Annotated in this window: 13 protein-coding genes; 5 read left to right on the top strand and 8 right to left on the bottom strand. The window is 74.4% G+C overall.

What is annotated here, in order from left to right; translation table 11 throughout:
• Positions 1 to 44: 44 nt before the first annotated feature.
• Positions 45 to 977, top strand: a complete 933-nt coding sequence (locus BX286_RS26910; protein ID WP_121016507.1) for a hypothetical protein — start codon at positions 45 to 47, stop codon at positions 975 to 977.
• Positions 978 to 986: 9 nt separating this feature from the next.
• Here the strand turns inward: BX286_RS26910 and BX286_RS26905 are convergent, their stop codons facing one another.
• From BX286_RS26905 to BX286_RS26895, 3 genes are all read right to left on the bottom strand, one after another.
• On the bottom strand, positions 987 to 1295 hold the full coding sequence (locus BX286_RS26905) for an AzlD domain-containing protein (protein ID WP_079430087.1): 309 nt from the start codon (positions 1293 to 1295) through the stop codon (positions 987 to 989).
• Positions 1292 to 2005: an AzlC family ABC transporter permease gene (locus BX286_RS26900; protein WP_100862743.1), complete on the bottom strand. Its 714-nt coding sequence runs from the start codon at positions 2003 to 2005 to the stop codon at positions 1292 to 1294. Before BX286_RS26900 ends, BX286_RS26905 begins: the two co-directional genes overlap by 4 nt.
• 124 nt (positions 2006 to 2129) lie before the next feature.
• The gene (locus tag BX286_RS26895; protein WP_121016505.1) at positions 2130 to 2993 is read right to left on the bottom strand and encodes an AraC family transcriptional regulator; all 864 of its coding nucleotides are present in this window, start codon (positions 2991 to 2993) and stop codon (positions 2130 to 2132) included.
• Positions 2994 to 3073: 80 nt separating this feature from the next.
• Here BX286_RS26895 and BX286_RS26890 point away from each other — a divergent pair, with 80 nt between their 5' ends.
• From BX286_RS26890 to BX286_RS26875, 4 genes are all read left to right on the top strand, one after another.
• Positions 3074 to 7672 (top strand): ATP-dependent helicase, encoded by a 4599-nt coding sequence (locus BX286_RS26890; protein WP_121016504.1) that lies wholly within the window; start codon positions 3074 to 3076, stop codon positions 7670 to 7672.
• A gap of 181 nt (positions 7673 to 7853) precedes the next feature.
• Positions 7854 to 8558, top strand: coding sequence for a hypothetical protein (locus BX286_RS26885; protein WP_079430083.1), 705 nt, complete (start codon positions 7854 to 7856; stop codon positions 8556 to 8558).
• Positions 8559 to 8667: 109 nt separating this feature from the next.
• Positions 8668 to 9480 (top strand): Fpg/Nei family DNA glycosylase, encoded by an 813-nt coding sequence (locus BX286_RS26880; RefSeq protein WP_121016501.1) that lies wholly within the window; start codon positions 8668 to 8670, stop codon positions 9478 to 9480.
• A 32-nt stretch (positions 9481 to 9512) separates the two neighbouring features.
• On the top strand, positions 9513 to 10283 hold the full coding sequence (locus BX286_RS26875) for an SDR family NAD(P)-dependent oxidoreductase (RefSeq protein ID WP_187344200.1): 771 nt from the start codon (positions 9513 to 9515) through the stop codon (positions 10281 to 10283).
• A 475-nt stretch (positions 10284 to 10758) separates the two neighbouring features.
• Here BX286_RS26875 and BX286_RS26865 read toward each other — a convergent pair whose 3' ends face one another.
• From BX286_RS26865 to BX286_RS26845, 5 genes are all read right to left on the bottom strand, one after another.
• Positions 10759 to 11139: a helix-turn-helix domain-containing protein gene (locus tag BX286_RS26865; protein WP_007266936.1), complete on the bottom strand. Its 381-nt coding sequence runs from the start codon at positions 11137 to 11139 to the stop codon at positions 10759 to 10761.
• A gap of 109 nt (positions 11140 to 11248) precedes the next feature.
• Complete coding sequence (locus BX286_RS26860) at positions 11249 to 11767, bottom strand: CinA family protein (RefSeq protein ID WP_079430080.1); 519 nt, start codon at positions 11765 to 11767, stop codon at positions 11249 to 11251.
• 38 nt (positions 11768 to 11805) lie between these two features.
• Positions 11806 to 12462: a CDP-diacylglycerol--glycerol-3-phosphate 3-phosphatidyltransferase gene (gene pgsA / locus BX286_RS26855; RefSeq protein ID WP_079430079.1), complete on the bottom strand. Its 657-nt coding sequence runs from the start codon at positions 12460 to 12462 to the stop codon at positions 11806 to 11808.
• Complete coding sequence (rimO, locus tag BX286_RS26850) at positions 12459 to 13973, bottom strand: 30S ribosomal protein S12 methylthiotransferase RimO (protein WP_079430078.1); 1515 nt, start codon at positions 13971 to 13973, stop codon at positions 12459 to 12461. Before rimO ends, pgsA begins: the two co-directional genes overlap by 4 nt.
• A gap of 145 nt (positions 13974 to 14118) precedes the next feature.
• Positions 14119 to 15021 (bottom strand): helix-turn-helix domain-containing protein, encoded by a 903-nt coding sequence (locus tag BX286_RS26845; protein WP_100862747.1) that lies wholly within the window; start codon positions 15019 to 15021, stop codon positions 14119 to 14121.
• Positions 15022 to 15035 lie beyond the last annotated feature (14 nt).

Below are 15035 nucleotides of genomic sequence, written 5' to 3'. Positions count from 1 at the left end.
CCGTTGCCGCCCTCCGGCGCCGTGCGCGCCCTACGGTGGCTCGCATGCCTGGAGACGAAGCTTCCGCGCCGGCCCCCGCGGCCGCGCTGGCCCGCGCCGAGCAGTTCATCTGGCTCACGGCCCGGGTGCTGGAGCAGCACCGGTTCGCGTACCACTTCCTCGGCGGTGGCGCCGACCCGGTCGACACCGCCCTCGGCTCCTACCTGGGCGAGGACGGCGGCTACGGCCACGGCCTGGACCCCGATCTGCGCGGTCCGCTCAGCCAGCCCCTGCACTCCGCGCACGCCCTGCGGATCCTCGACGGCCTCGGCCGGTGCGCCGGGCGGCGCATCGAGCGGCTCTGCCGCCACCTGACCCGCATCTCCACCCCGGAAGGCGCGCTCCCGCTGGCCGTCCCGGCCCCGCGCGGCCATCCCGCCGCGCCGTGGCACCCGGTGGGCGACGACCCGCCGGGCGAGCTCGTGACCACGGGCCCGGTCGTGGGGGTGCTGCACCGCAACCGGATCTGGGACGCCTGGCTGTTCCGGGCCACGGAGTTCTGCTGGGAGCGGGTCGAGACCCTGCGCCACGCGCATCCGTACGAGGTCCAGGGCGCGGTGGCCTTCCTCGACGGCGTCCCCGAGCGGGCCCGCGCGGCGGCGGCCGCGGACCGGCTGGGCCGGCTGGTGCGCGAGCGGCGTCTGGCCGTGCTCGACCCGGCCCGGCGCGAGGAGTACCCGCTCTCCCCCGGCTACGCACCGGGCGAGCGGCTGTTCCCGTACGACTACGCGCGGCGGCCGGAGTCGCTGGCCCGGGGCTGGTTCACCGACGAGGAGATGCGGTGCTCGCTGGACTTCCTCGCGGCGGAGCAGCAGCCCGACGGCGGCTGGCCGGTCCGCCGCCGGGCCTGGGCGCCGGGCAGCATCCTGGAGCGGCGTCCGATCGTCACCATCGAGGCCCTGCTGACGCTGCGGGCGTACGGGCGGCCCCTGGCCTAGGCCGGGGGTTCAGCCCCCGAGGGCCCGTACTCCGGCGGTGACCACCACCGCCGCCGCGACCACCACCAGGAACGGGGCGCGCAGCAGCAGCGCGACGGCGGCGGCCGCCAGCCCGGCGGCCCGGGCGTCGAGCACGAGGTCGTGGCCGGTGCTGAAGGTCTGCTGGGCGGTGAGCGCCGCGAGCAGCGCGACCGGCAGCAGGGCGGAGAGCCTGCGCACCGCCGGCCGCTCCAGGGCCCCGGCGGGCACCAGGAGTCCCGCGAGCTTGACGGCGTAGCATCCGGCGACGGTGAGGCCGATGGCGATCCAGACGTTCACGAGCTGCGTCCCTTCAGCCACAGCACGGCGGGTGCGGCCAGCGCGGCGATCAGTACGGGCACCCCGGCGGGCAGGACGGGCAGGAAGCCCAGTCCGAGGACGAGGGCGAGTCCGGCGACGGCCCGTTCGGTGGTGCTCTTGAGCATGGGTGCGAGGAGGGCGAGGAAGACGGCGGGACCGGCGGCGTCCAGCCCCCAGGCGGCGGTGTCCCCGATGGCCTCGGCGCCGAGCGCGCCGAGCAGGGTGGTGAGGTTCCACAGCAGGTACAGGCTGAGGCCGGTGACGGTGAACCCGAGCCGGGCCGACCTGCGGTCGGGCTGGGCCAGGGCCACGGCGGTGGTCTCGTCGATGACCCAGTGCGCGGCGAGGGGCCGGACGGCCTTCGGCAGGGCGAGCAGCTGGGACAGCCGCAGCCCGTAGAAGGCGTTGCGCGTTCCGAGGAAGAAGGCCCCGGCGGCCGCGGTGAACGGGTTCCCGCCCGCGGCGAGCGCTCCGACCAGGGCGAACTGCGAGGCCCCGGTGAAGACGAGGAGGCTCAGCACGCAGGCCTGGAGCACGCTGACGCCCGCTCCGGCGGCGGTCACCCCGAACGCGAACCCGGACAGCCCGACGGCCACCCCGACGCCGAGGGCGTCCCGCACGACGGCGGCCCGCGGCCGCCCTCCGGCCCCGTCGAGGGCCTCTTGTATCAGCACCTGTTCTGTTCCCACCCGGCGAAGGTAGGGGTGGGTGCGGGCCCGGGTCTTGTACGTTCTTGCACGCCCGTGCCGCCGGCCGCTGCGCGGGGTGGGCGGGGCGGGGGGCCTGCGCGCCGCGGTGTCCGGACCCGCGGAGCTACCCCGCCCGCCCCCGCCGGTAGGCGCCCGGCGGGACGCCGACGATGCGGGTGAAGTGGCGGTTCAGGTGCGGCTGGTCGGTGAAGCCGACGGCGACGGCCACGTCCGCCGGGGCGCCCCCCGCGTCCAGCAGCCTGCGCGCCCGCCGTACCCGCGCATCGGTGAGCCAGGTGTGCGGCGGCATCCCGTACCGCCCCCGGAAGGCCCGCAGCAGGGCGAACGGGCTGGTCCCCAGCTCCGCCGCGAGCTGCTCCAGCGACGGCGGCTCGGCCATCCGCTCCTCCAGCAGGGCGCGGGCCCGCTCGGCGTCGGAGGCGCCCGCGCGGGAGGCCCTACGGACCGGCAGCGGCGCGGCGTGCCGGCCGAGCATCCGGGCCACGACCGCCCGCAGCAGGGTGTCGGCGGCCAGGGCGTTGCCGGCTTCCGCGGCCCGGTGCACCTCGGTGATCAGCTTCGCGGCCCGGGCGTCGAGGACCATCTCCGTGGTGAAGCCGGGGGTGCCGCGCGGGGTGCCGGTCTCGGAGGCCACCTCGGTGATCAGCTCCCGGGAGGGGTAGAGCGTCGAGTACGCCCAGCCCTCGGGGCCCCCGGCGCGGGCGGTGTGCGGGACCTCGGGGTTGATCAGCACCACGCTCCCCGGTCCGGCCCGCAGGGTGCCGCCGGGCATGCCGATCTCCTCGATGCCGCCGGTGACGGCCGCGATGACGTACCCGTCGTGGGCGTGGCGCGGGAAGGTGTGGCGGACGTAGTGGGCGCGCAGCAGGTCCAGCCCCGGCAGCTGCGGGTGGTGCCAGTGCCGGGCCCACTCCCGGGCCGCCCCGTCGTCGTCCTTGCCGGGTGCGATCCCGGGTTCCTTCCCCATCCCCTCATTCTGCGCTCCCGCGCCGCCGTGCGTTTGCCCAGGTCCGGCCGGTTGTCAGTGGCCGGGTGCACGATGGGGGCATGGCAGGCGCTGCGCTCGACTCGTTCTCCCCCGCGACCCGCTCGTGGTTCACGGGGGCCTTCCGTACGCCCACTTCCGCGCAGGAGGGCGCCTGGCGGGCCATCGGGGAGGGCTCGGACGTGCTGGTGGTGGCGCCCACCGGCTCCGGCAAGACCCTGGCCGCCTTCCTCGCCGCCCTGGACCGGCTGGCCTCGCAGCCGCCGCCGGCCGAGCCGAAGAAGCGCTGCCGGGTGCTGTACGTGTCGCCGCTGAAGGCGCTCGCGGTGGACGTGGAGCGCAATCTGCGCAGCCCGCTGACGGGGATCCGGCAGGAGTCGGCCCGCCTGGGCCTGCCCGAACCGGACGTGCGGGTGGGGATCCGCTCCGGGGACACCCCGGCCGCGGAGCGCCGGGCGCTGTCGTCGCGCCCGCCGGACATCCTGATCACCACGCCGGAGTCGCTGTTCCTGATGCTGACCTCGGCGGCGCGCGAGGCCCTGTCCGGGGTCGAGACGGTGATCCTGGACGAGGTGCACGCGGTGGCGGGGACCAAGCGCGGCGCCCACCTGGCGCTGTCGCTGGAGCGGCTGGACGAGCTGCTGCCGCGCCCGGCCCGGCGGATCGGGCTGTCGGCGACGGTCCGGCCGGTGGAGGAGGTGGCCCGCTTCCTCGCGCCGCGTGGCCGGGTGGAGATCGTGCAGCCGCCGTCGGCCAAGGAGTTCGACCTGTCGGTGGTCGTGCCGGTGGAGGACATGGGCGAACTCGGGGGCTCTCCGGCCACGGAGGGCCGGGAGGGCGGGGACAGACCGTCGATCTGGCCGCATGTGGAGGAGCGGATCGCGGATCTGGTGCAGGCCCACCGGTCGACGATCGTGTTCGCCAACTCCCGCCGTCTCGCGGAGCGCTTGTGCAACCGGCTCAACGAGATCGCCTACGAGCGCGCCACCGGCGAGCTGCTCGGCGAGGGTGCGCCGCCGCCTGCCGAGATCATGGCCCAGTCGGGGGCCGCGCAGGGCGCCCCGCCCCTGCTGGCCCGCGCGCACCACGGCTCGGTGTCCAAGGAGCAGCGTGCCCTGGTCGAGGAGGACCTCAAGGCAGGCCGGCTGCCCGCCGTGGTCGCGACCTCCAGCCTGGAGCTGGGCATCGACATGGGCGCCGTGGACCTGGTGGTGCAGGTGGAGTCGCCGCCGTCGGTGGCCTCCGGGCTCCAGCGCGTGGGCCGGGCGGGGCACCAGGTGGGCGCGGTCTCCACGGGGGTGGTCTTCCCCAAGTACCGGGGGGACCTGGTGCAGGCGGCGGTGGTCACGGAGCGGATGCGCTCGGGGGCGATCGAGTCCCTGCGGGTGCCGTCCAATCCGCTGGACGTCCTCGCCCAGCAGCTGGTCGCGATGACCGCGATGGACACCTGGCAGCTGGACGACCTGCTGGCGCTGGTCCGGCGGGCGGCGCCGTTCGCGGCGCTGCCGGAGTCGGCGTTCACCTCGGTGCTGGACATGCTGGCGGGCCGCTACCCCTCGGACGCGTTCGCCGAGCTCAGACCCCGGGTGGTGTGGGACCGGGTCGCGGGGACGGTCACCGGCCGGCCGGGCGCGCAGCGGCTGGCGGTGACCTCCGGCGGGACCATCCCCGACCGCGGGCTGTTCGGGGTCTTCCTGGCGGGCGCCGACCCGAAGAAGGGCGGCGGCCGGGTCGGCGAGCTCGACGAGGAGATGGTCTACGAGTCCCGCGTGGGCGACGTGTTCACCCTGGGCACGACCTCGTGGCGGATCGAGGACATCACCCGCGACCGGGTCCTGGTGACCCCGGCCCCCGGGGTGCCGGGGCGGCTGCCGTTCTGGAAGGGCGACCAGCTGGGCCGCCCGCTCGAACTGGGGCGTGCGGTCGGCGCGTTCCTGCGCGAGCTGGGCGGGCTCTCGGAGGAGGACGCGCGGCTGCGGCTGCTGGCGGCGGGGCTGGACGCCTGGGCCGCGGGCAACGTCCTGGCGTACCTCGCGGAGCAGCGGGAGGCCTGCGGGCACGTGCCGGACGACCGGACCATCGTGGTGGAGCGGTTCCGCGACGAGCTGGGCGACTGGCGGGTCGTGGTGCACTCCCCGTTCGGCGCCCAGGTGCATGCGCCGTGGGCGCTGGCGCTGGGCGCCCGGCTGGCGGAGAAGTACGGCATGGACGCCCAGGTGATGCATGCGGACGACGGCATCGTGCTGCGCCTGCCGGACGCCGACCTGCTCTCCATGGACCTGGACCTCCTCGACCACGATCCCGCCCGGCCCCCGTCCTTCGAGTTCGACGACGAGCAGGCCCCGCTGGGCGCGGCCGACGTCGCCTTCGACCAGGGGGAGGTGGCCCAGATCGTCACCGACCAGGTCGGCGGGTCGGCCCTGTTCGCCTCCCGGTTCCGCGAGTGCGCGGCGCGCGCCCTGCTGCTGCCGCGCCGCAGCCCCGGCAAGCGGACCCCGCTGTGGCAGCAGCGCCAGCGGGCCTCGCAACTGCTCCAGGTGGCCTCCGAGTTCGGTTCGTTCCCGATCGTGCTGGAAGCCGTGCGCGAATGCCTCCAGGACGTGTTCGACGTGCCGGGCCTGACCGAACTGATGGGGGACGTGGAGGCGCGCCGGGTCCGCCTGGTGGAGGTCACCACCCCCGAGCCCTCGCCCTTCGCCCGCTCCCTGCTGTTCGGGTACGTGGCCCAGTTCCTCTACGAGGGCGACTCGCCGCTGGCCGAGCGGCGGGCGGCGGCGCTGTCGCTGGACTCGCGGCTGCTGGCGGAGCTGCTGGGCCAGGCGGAGCTGCGCGAGCTGCTCGACGCCGAGGTGCTGGAGGAGCTGGAGCGGGAGCTGCAGTGGCTGACGGAGGACCGGCGGGCGAAGGACGCCGAGTCGGTGGCCGATCTGCTGCGGCTGCTGGGCCCGTTGACGGACACCGAGCTGGCGCAGCGGGGTGCGGAGCCGGGCTGGACCGCCGCCCTGGAGGGTGCCCGGCGGGCGATCCGGGTGCGGATCGGCGGCGCGGAGCACTGGGCGGCGATCGAGGACGCGGGCCGGCTGCGGGACGCCCTGGGCACGGCGCTGCCGGTGGGGGTCCCGGAGGCGTTCACCGAGCCGGTCAAGGATCCGCTGGGCGATCTGCTGGCCCGCTGGGCCCGGACGCACGGCCCGTTCACCACGACCGCCGTCGCCGCCCGCTTCGGGCTGGGCACGGCGGTGACCGAGGGCGCCCTGCACCGGCTCGCCGCGGCGGGCCGGGTGGTGCAGGGCGAGTTCCATCCGGCGGGCATCGGCCAGGAGTGGTGCGACGCGGCGGTGCTGCGCCGGCTGCGGCGCCGTTCGCTGGCGGCCCTGCGCCAGGAGCTGGAGCCGGTCCCGCCGGCCTCGCTGGCCACCTTCCTGCCCCAGTGGCAGCACCTGGGCGGCGGGCTGCGCGGGATCGACGGGCTGGCGCGCGCGGTGGAGCAGCTGCAGGGCGCCCCGGTCCCGGCGTCGGCGCTGGAGCGGCTGATCCTGCCCTCGCGGGTCGCGGGGTACGCGCCGGGTCTGCTGGACGAACTGACCACCACCGGCGAGGTGGTGTGGGCGGGCGCCGGGGCTCTGCCGGGCAAGGACGGCTGGATCTCCCTGTACCTGGCGGACGCGGCTCCGCTGCTGCTGCCGCAGCCGCACCCGCTGGAGCTGGGCCCGCTGCACCAGGCGGTGCTGGAGGCCCTGTCGGGCGGGTACGGCCTGTTCTTCCGTCAGCTCACGGAATCCGTGCGGGCCCGCCATCCCGAGGCCACGGATCTGGCGCTGTCCTCCGTCCTGTGGGACCTGGCCTGGTCGGGCCGGCTGACCAACGACACCCTGGCCCCGCTGCGCTCCCTGCTGGGCTCGGGCCGTACGGCGGGCGCCACCGCCCACCGGGCCCGCCGCACGGTCCCGCGCGGCCGGTACGGGAGCCTGAGCGCGACCGTCTCGCGTACGGGCCCGCCGACGGTGTCGGGCCGCTGGTCGCTGCTGCCCGCGCCCGCCCCGGAGCCGACGCAGCGGGCGCACGCGCTGGCCCGCACCCTGCTCGACCGGCACGGGGTGGTCACGCGCGGGGCGGTGGCGGCGGAGGGCGTCGAGGGCGGGTTCAGCGCGGTGTACCGGATCCTGTCGGCGTTCGAGGACAGCGGGCAGGCCCGCCGGGGTTATGTGGTGGAGGGGCTGGGCGCGGCCCAGTTCGCGATGGACGGCGCGGTGGACCGGCTGCGCGCCGCCGAGAAGAACCCGCCCCCGCTGGCAGCGGTGGTCCTGGCCGCCGCCGATCCCGCGAACGCGTACGGGGCGGCCCTGCCCTGGCCGGAGCCCCCGGCCGACGCCACCCACAAGCCGGGCCGCAAGGCGGGCTCCCTGGTGGTTCTGGTCGACGGCGAGCTCATCCTCTACCTGGAGCGCGGCGGCAAGACCCTGCTGGCCTGGGCGGATCCGGGTGACGCGCGCCTCGCGGCGGCGACGGCGGCCCTGGTGGCGGCCTCCCGCGCGGGCACCCTGCCGGACCTGACGGTGGAGCGGATCAACGCCGCGGCAGCCCTCACCTCCCCCCTCGGCCAGGCCCTGGAGTCGGCCGGCTTCCACGCCACCCCGAGGGGGCTGCGGCTGCGCAACTAGCTGTCGCGCCCGGGGATACGGCTTGAACTCGCTCACGTCTCGACTCGGACACGTATGTCCTGGCCATGTCACGAAACCGCTGCCAGCCGCTCCCTCGGCTGGCCCTGGCGCTTATCCATGGCTTATCAAAGGTGATCACAGGCACCGCATGGGCGGTGCACAGTCATGGGGGAAAAGAAGAGTGAGCTCCAACAGCATGCGCAAGACCACCCTGGCCGCGGCCGGCCTCGCCGTGGCCGGAACCCTGGTCCTGACGGGCTGCAAGGACGGCAACGAAGAGGTCCCCGCGGCTCCGGCCTCCCCGTCCGCCCAGGCGTCCCAGCCCGGCGGCTACGCCACCCCGCCGGCCGGAGCCCCGAGCTCCCCGGCCGCGGGCGGCTACGACGGCGCCTCCGGCGCCCCCGCCGCCGGCGGCGGCGCGGTGGCCACGTCCGGCCAGTCCTTCAAGATCGGCCAGGCGGCGACCGTCCCGTTCACCTCCGGCAACAAGAGCGGCCAGCTCGCCCTCACGGTCACCAGCATCGAGGCGGGCAACCCGGCCGACCTGGCGTCCCTGAACGTCGCCGACAAGGTGAAGGGCAAGACCCCCTTCTACATCCACTACACGGCCAAGAACACCGGCACGACGGACCTGTCCTTCGCCTCCGTGGGCCACATGAAGGGTCTGCTCGACGGCGGCGCCGAGGCCGACACCCTGCTGATCGTCGGCAAGTTCGAGAAGTGCCCGAGCGAGTCGCTGCCGTCCGGCTTCACCAACGGCAAGAGCCAGGCCTCCTGCGCCATCGCGCTCGCGCCGACCGGCACCAAGGTCACCGGCGCCGAGTACTGGGGCGACCCGTACAACAACCTGAACAAGCCGGCCCAGAAGGGCCTCACCTGGAAGTGACGGGCGGCCCCACCGGGCCCCGCACCGCCTGATCGCGCGAACCCCCTGCGGCGGCACCCCGCCCGGGGGGTTCCGCGTTCCCCCGCCCCGGCGGCGCGACAATGGCCCCATGCCCGAAGGAGACAGCGTCCACCGCGTCGCGGCCCGCCTGCACGCCGCCCTCGCGGGCAAACCCCTCACCCACGCCGACCTGCGCGTCCCCCGCTTCGCCACCGCCGACCTCGCCGGCCGCACCACCCTGGACGTCACCCCGCGCGGCAAGCACCTCCTGACTCGCCTCGAAGGGGGCCTCACCCTCCACAGCCACCTCGGCATGGACGGTGCCTGGTACGTCTTCGGCCCCGCCGAGAAGTGGCGGGGCGGCCCCTCCTACGAGATCCGGGCCGTCCTGGCCGCCGCGGACACCACCGCCGTCGGCTACCGCCTCCCCGTCCTCGAACTGCTGCGGACCGCCGACGAGGACCTGGCCGTGGGCCACCTGGGCCCCGACCTCCTCGGACCCGACTGGGATCCGGACCGGGCCGCGGCCAACCTCCTCGCGGCCCCCGCCCGCCCCCTCGGCGAGGCCCTGCTCGACCAGCGGAACCTGGCGGGCATCGGCAACATCTACAAGTCCGAGCTCTGCTTCCTGGCCGCCGTCACCCCCTGGACGCCGGTCGGCGGGCTGCCCGACCCCGAGGTGACCGCCGTCCGCATCGCGGCCGCCGCCCAGCGCCTCCTCGCCGCGAACACCGGCCACGGCGGCCCCCGCAACACCACCGGCAGCCACCGCCCCGGCCGGGAGCTGTTCGTCTACGGCCGCGCCCACCGCCCGTGCCTGCGCTGCGGCACCCCCGTGCGCGAGGCCCCGCAGGACGGCCGCCCCACCTACTGGTGCCCCCGCTGCCAGTCCGGCCCCGCCCCGGACGCCCCGACCAATTGACGCACCGTCAGATACGCTCGTACCGTCCTGGCATGCCCACACCCATCACCGCGTACGAGCTCACCGGCCGCACCGCCCTCGTCACCGGAGCCGCCGCCGGCATAGGCCGGGCCACCGCCCTCCTGCTCGCCGGGGCGGGCGCGGCCGTCCACTGCGCGGACCGCGACGGACAGGGACTGGCCGAGACCACCGCCCTGATCACCAAGGCCGGCGGCACCGCCACCGCCCACCCCCTCGACGTCACCGACCGCGCCGCCCTGCGGGCCGCCGTCGCCGCGGCCGGGCCCCTCGACATCGCCGCCGCCATCGCCGGGGTCATGCACACCAGCAGCGTCCTGGACACCACCGACGAGGACCTCGACCGGGTCATGGACATCAACTTCAAGGGGGTCCTGCGCACCTGCCAGGAGGCCGTCAGGGCCATGATCGCCGCCGGACGCCCCGGATCGGTCGTCACGATGGCCTCCGGCGCCGTGGACGCCGCCCAGCCCGGCCTGCTCTGCTACAGCGCCGCCAAGGCCGCCGTGGTGCAGCTCACCAAGACCCTCGCCACCGAGAGCGGCCCCCACGGCATCCGCGTCAACGCCGTCGCCCCGGGATGGATCCGCACCCCGATGACCGCCCGCCACACCCCCGAGGCCCAGGAGCAGACCGAGGCCGCCATGGTCCGGATGTCCCCGCTGCGCCGGGTCGGCGAGCCCGAGGACATCGCCCACGCGGTGCTCTACCTGGCATCGGACGCCTCGTCCTTCATGACGGGCCAGATCCTTCGGCCGAACGGAGGGGTGTCGATGCCCTGGTAGCCCCCGCCAGGCCCGCGGCACCGTCCCCGGCCGGCGGAGGGCCGCCTCCAGCCGCGCCCGCGGGCGAACCCGGATCCCCGCCCCGGGCCCTGCGGACGGGCCCCGGTACACAGTGCACGGGCAGCAGTCCCAGCCCCCAGCCGCCCATGGCTATCGCCCCCTCCACGGGCCCCGCGTCGGCCGGCACCACCGCCAGCCTCAGCACGGCCCACCACCACAGCACGCCCAGCGCCAGCGCGAGGGGCAGGGCGAGCACGAGGGGCAGAGCCACAGGTATGCGGAGTAACAGCCGCACGGCCACCTCCCAGAGGGCCGGTTCCCGGTCGCGCCCATCCTCCCCCACACCCCGGGCCCCCGCACCCAGGACGCCGGGCGCACGCCGGCACGAGGGGACCGGGAACGGCAGGGAGCCCCGGCCGGTGCATCACGCACCACCCGGGGCTCCCGCCACACTCACGTGTCCAGCTCGCGGTACTCAAGCGGCTACGACGTTCACCGCTTCCACAGGTGCCTTGATGGTCACCCGTTCGGGTCCGCCCGTGACCGAGGCCACGGAGACCGAATTGAGCATCGGGCGCACCGGTGCCGGCACCGGTTCGCTTGCGGCTGCCGACTGCGCGAGCTCGGCCAGCGACAGCTCGTCACTGACTTCGCGCATCAGCTCGGACATCCGTACGTCCAACGCGTCGCAGATCGCGGAGAGCAGCTCGGAGGATGCCTCCTTCTGCCCCCGCTCCACCTCGGAGAGATAGCCGAGCGAAACTCGGGCGGACGAGGAGACTTCGCGCAGAGTACGGCCCTGGCGCTGGCGCTGCCGACGCAGCACGTCACCCAGCAGGCGACGGAGCAGAATCATCGGTGGCTCCCTCCTCTGACCGTGTAGCCGTAACCTTCACGCCCCACCGTACCGCCTCGCGCCGCGGCCGTGCGGGGAGCGATGTCGTGTTCACTCAGGGCTGCAAACATCAAATCCCCCCGTTCTGTTCCGTATCCTGCCCCCGCAGATTCTCGCGGAGTTCGCTCGAGAGCAGTTCGAGCACTGTGCGTGCACTCTCCCTACGGATTTCCGTACGGGAGCCGTTCAACCGCAGCCGGGCCGTTTTCCTGCCCCCCGGACCCGCCACGGCGATGAAGACGGTGCCGACCGGCTGCCCGTCCTGGGGGTCGGGACCGGCCACTCCGGTCGTCGCGATCCCCCACGAGGCGCCCATCACGCGCCGTACCCCGCTGGCCATCTCGGCCGCGACCTGTGCGTTCACCGCGCCTTCGGCGGCGAGCAGCGCGGCGTCCACTCCGAGGACCCGGTGCTTGAGTTCAGTGGCGTACGCCGTGACCGACCCGCGGAAGGAGCGCGAGGCCCCCGGCACCGCCGTGAGCTCAGCGGCGACCATCCCCCCGGTCAGCGACTCCGCCACGGCGAGGCTCTGGTCACTCTCCGCAAGCAGGCGCAGCACGTCTTCGGCCACTCCCGCAGCACCTTCCACCGCTCCCACGGATCGAGATGCCTCCCCCGCCCCGTTCGTCACTTCGCGGCCCGCTCCGCGGCCAGTCCCGCCCGGCGCAGCACCACGGCCTGGCGGACGTAGTCCAGACCGGTGACCACGGTCAGCACGACGGCCACCGCCATCACCCAGAAGCGCAAGGTCGCCAGCGGGCCGGTCAGCGCGAGGACGTACATGCCCACCGCCGTCCCCTGAGCGAGGGTCTTGAGCTTGCCGCCGCGGCTGGCGGGGATCACCCCGTAGCGGATCACCCAGAACCGCATCAGCGTGATCCCGAGCTCCCGTCCGAGGATCACTCCGGTCACCCACCAGGGCAGGTCGCCGAGCCAGGAGAGACACACGAGCGCCGACCCCATGATCGCCTTGTCGGCGATGGGGTCGGCGATCTTCCCGAAGTCCGTGACCAGGTTGTACGTCCTGGCCAGGTGCCCGTCGAAGATGTCGGTGATCATGGCGATGGCGAAGGCCGCCCACGCCAGGACCCGCCAGACGGGGTCGTAGCCCCCGTCGGCGAGCAGCAGCAGGACGAATCCCGGCACCAGGACGAGCCGGATCATCGTCAGGATGTTGGCGATGTTCCAGAGGCTGGCCTGGTTGACGGCCGCAGTCCCGAGCTTCGCGCCGGGCGTGGGCCGGCGGCCGGTCCCGCCCGCCGCTGATGCCGGGACTCCGCTCATCCGGCCGCCTCCTCGATGTCCGAGAACTCCGTGCCCAGCGGCTCGGCCACCAGGTCGACGCCCAGCGTGCCGACCACCTTCGCCGTGACGATGGTCCCGGGGACCAGGCCGGTGCCGTCGGTGAAGACGACCTGGCCGTCGGTCTCGGGGGCCTGGTGGGCGGCGCGCCCGTAGGCGCCCTCGCCCTCCTCCGCCTCGTCGAACGGGACGACCGTCTCGACGAGTACCTCAAGGGTCTCGCCGATCCGCTCTTCCGCACGCTGGGAGGTGAGCTCCTCGGCGAGCCGCTGCATGTGGGCGAGGCGCTCGGCGACGGTCTCCTCGTCGAGCTTGTTCTCGTAGGTGGCGGCCTCGGTGCCGTCCTCGTCGGAGTAGCCGAAGACGCCGATGGCGTCGAGGCGGGCGTGGGTGAGGAAACGCTCCAGCTCGGCGAAGTCCTCCTCGGTCTCGCCGGGGAAGCCGACGATGAAGTTGGACCGGACGCCGGCCTGCGGTGCCTTGGAGCGGATGGTGTCCAGCAGCTCCAGGAAGCGGTCGGTGTCACCGAAGCGGCGCATGGCGCGCAGCACGTCGGGGGCCGAGTGCTGGAAGGACAGGTCGAAGTACGGGGCGACCTTGGGGGTCGAGGTGAGCACGTCGATCAGGCCCGGCCGCATCTCGGCGGGCTGGAGGTAGCTGACGCGGACGCGCTCGATGCCGTCGACGGCGGCCAGCTCGGGCAGCAGGGTCTCCAGCAGGCGGATGTCGCCGAGGTCCTTGCCGTACGAGGTGTTGTTCTCGGAGACCAGCATGACCTCCTTGACGCCCTGCTCGGCGAGCCAGCGCGTCTCGCCCAGCACGTCGGAGGGGCGGCGGGAGATGAAGGAGCCGCGGAAGGACGGGATGGCGCAGAAGGAGCAGCGGCGGTCGCAGCCGGAGGCCAGCTTGACCGAGGCGACCGGGCTCTTGTCCAGGCGGCGGCGCAGCGGGGCGCGCGGACCGGAGGCGGGGGCGACGCCCTCGGGCAGGTCCGCGGGGGCCTCGGCGGGCGCCTCGGCGGCGTCCTGGGCGTGTCCGGGCAGGGCCACGGAGGCGCTCTGGCGCTCGGCCGGGCTGATCGGCAGCAGCTGGCGCCGGTCGCGCGGGGCGTGGGCCTCGACGTTGCCGCCGCTGAGGATGGTCTGGAGGCGGCTGGAGATGTCGGCGTAGTCGTCGAAGCCGAGGACCCCGTCGGCCTCGGGGAGCGCTTCGGCGAGTTCCTTGCCGTAGCGCTCGGCCATACAGCCGACGGCGACGACGGCCTGGGTCCTGCCGTGATCCTTGAGATCGTTGGCTTCCAGCAGGGCGTCTACGGAGTCCTTCTTGGCGGCTTCGACGAAGCCACAGGTGTTGACGACGGCTACGTCCGCGTCGGCGGCGTCCTCGACGAGCTCCCAGCCATCCGCCGCCAAGCGGCCTGCGAGCTCCTCCGAGTCCACCTCGTTACGGGCGCAGCCAAGAGTGACAAGGGCGACGGTACGGCGTTCGGGCATGGACTCAAGACTACTTCGTCCCGGCACCGGCCCCCGCCCCGTGTCCCCCCACGACAAGATCCCCGGGAGCCGGCGGCAGGTGCCGCACGGGTCCCGGGGATCTGGAATTTTTCGTTCCGCGCCGGTCGTCGCCGATCGGGGCCGGTCAGCCCGCCTGGGCCTGGCCCTGGCGGGGGTCGTTCTTGGTGTAGGTGAGCCGTTCGACCTGACCCGACTCGAACCGGTCCTTGATCTCCTTGCCGTTCACGAACAGCTTGACGGCGCCCGCGTCGCCCAGGACGAGGTCCACGGACTCCTTGTCGGTGAAGGTCTTCGACTCGCCCTGCGCGAGGGTGCCGTCGAAGAGCAGCCGGCCGCTGTGGTCCTTCGCCGAGATCCAGCTCTCGCCGACGTCGGCCGTCAGGACCACCGTGACGAGGTCCTTGGGCGCGGCCGCGATGGCACTGTCCGAGGGCTCCGGCTTGGGGGCCTGGGGTGCCTGCGGGGTCTGGGCGGGGGGCTGCTGCTTGCCCGCCGACTGCTTGGGCGCCGCCTGCGGGGAGACGGAACCTTCCGCCACCGGGTGCTTGGCCTTCTCGTCGCCGCCGCCGAAGGCGGTGAACCCGACGAAGCCGATCACGGCGACGATGGCGGCGACCATGGCGGCGGTCCAGTTGGGCCGCTGCCGTTCGGGGCGGATCCGCTCGGCGTCGAACATGGGCGCGGCGGGGGTGGGTGCCGGCCGTCCGCCGTGGGCCGCGTCGTACATCTCGACCAGGGGGCCCGGGTCGAGGTGAACGGCGCGGGCGAGCGTGCGGATGTGACCGCGGGCGTACACGTCGCCGCCGCACCGCGTGAAGTCGTCCTCCTCGATCGCGTGCACGATCGGGATGCGCACGCGCGTGGTGGAGGAGACGTCGTCGACTGTGAGCCCGGCGGCGATCCGGGCCTTCTTGAGGGCCGTCCCGATGGACGGTCCTTCGACGGAACGTTCGACGAGCCGGTCCTCGGACCGGTCGTCGGTCGAAGGCCGCTCTTCTTCGGGGGAGTTGGAGTTGCCGATGGACACGAGGGCGCCTTTCG

The organism is Streptomyces sp. 3211.6, from assembly GCF_003634815.1.
In the GTDB taxonomy this organism is placed as follows: domain Bacteria; phylum Actinomycetota; class Actinomycetes; order Streptomycetales; family Streptomycetaceae; genus Streptomyces; species Streptomyces katrae_A.
The sequence above is the reverse complement of the archived record's forward strand: the minus strand, read 5'-3'. Positions and strand labels throughout refer to the sequence as shown.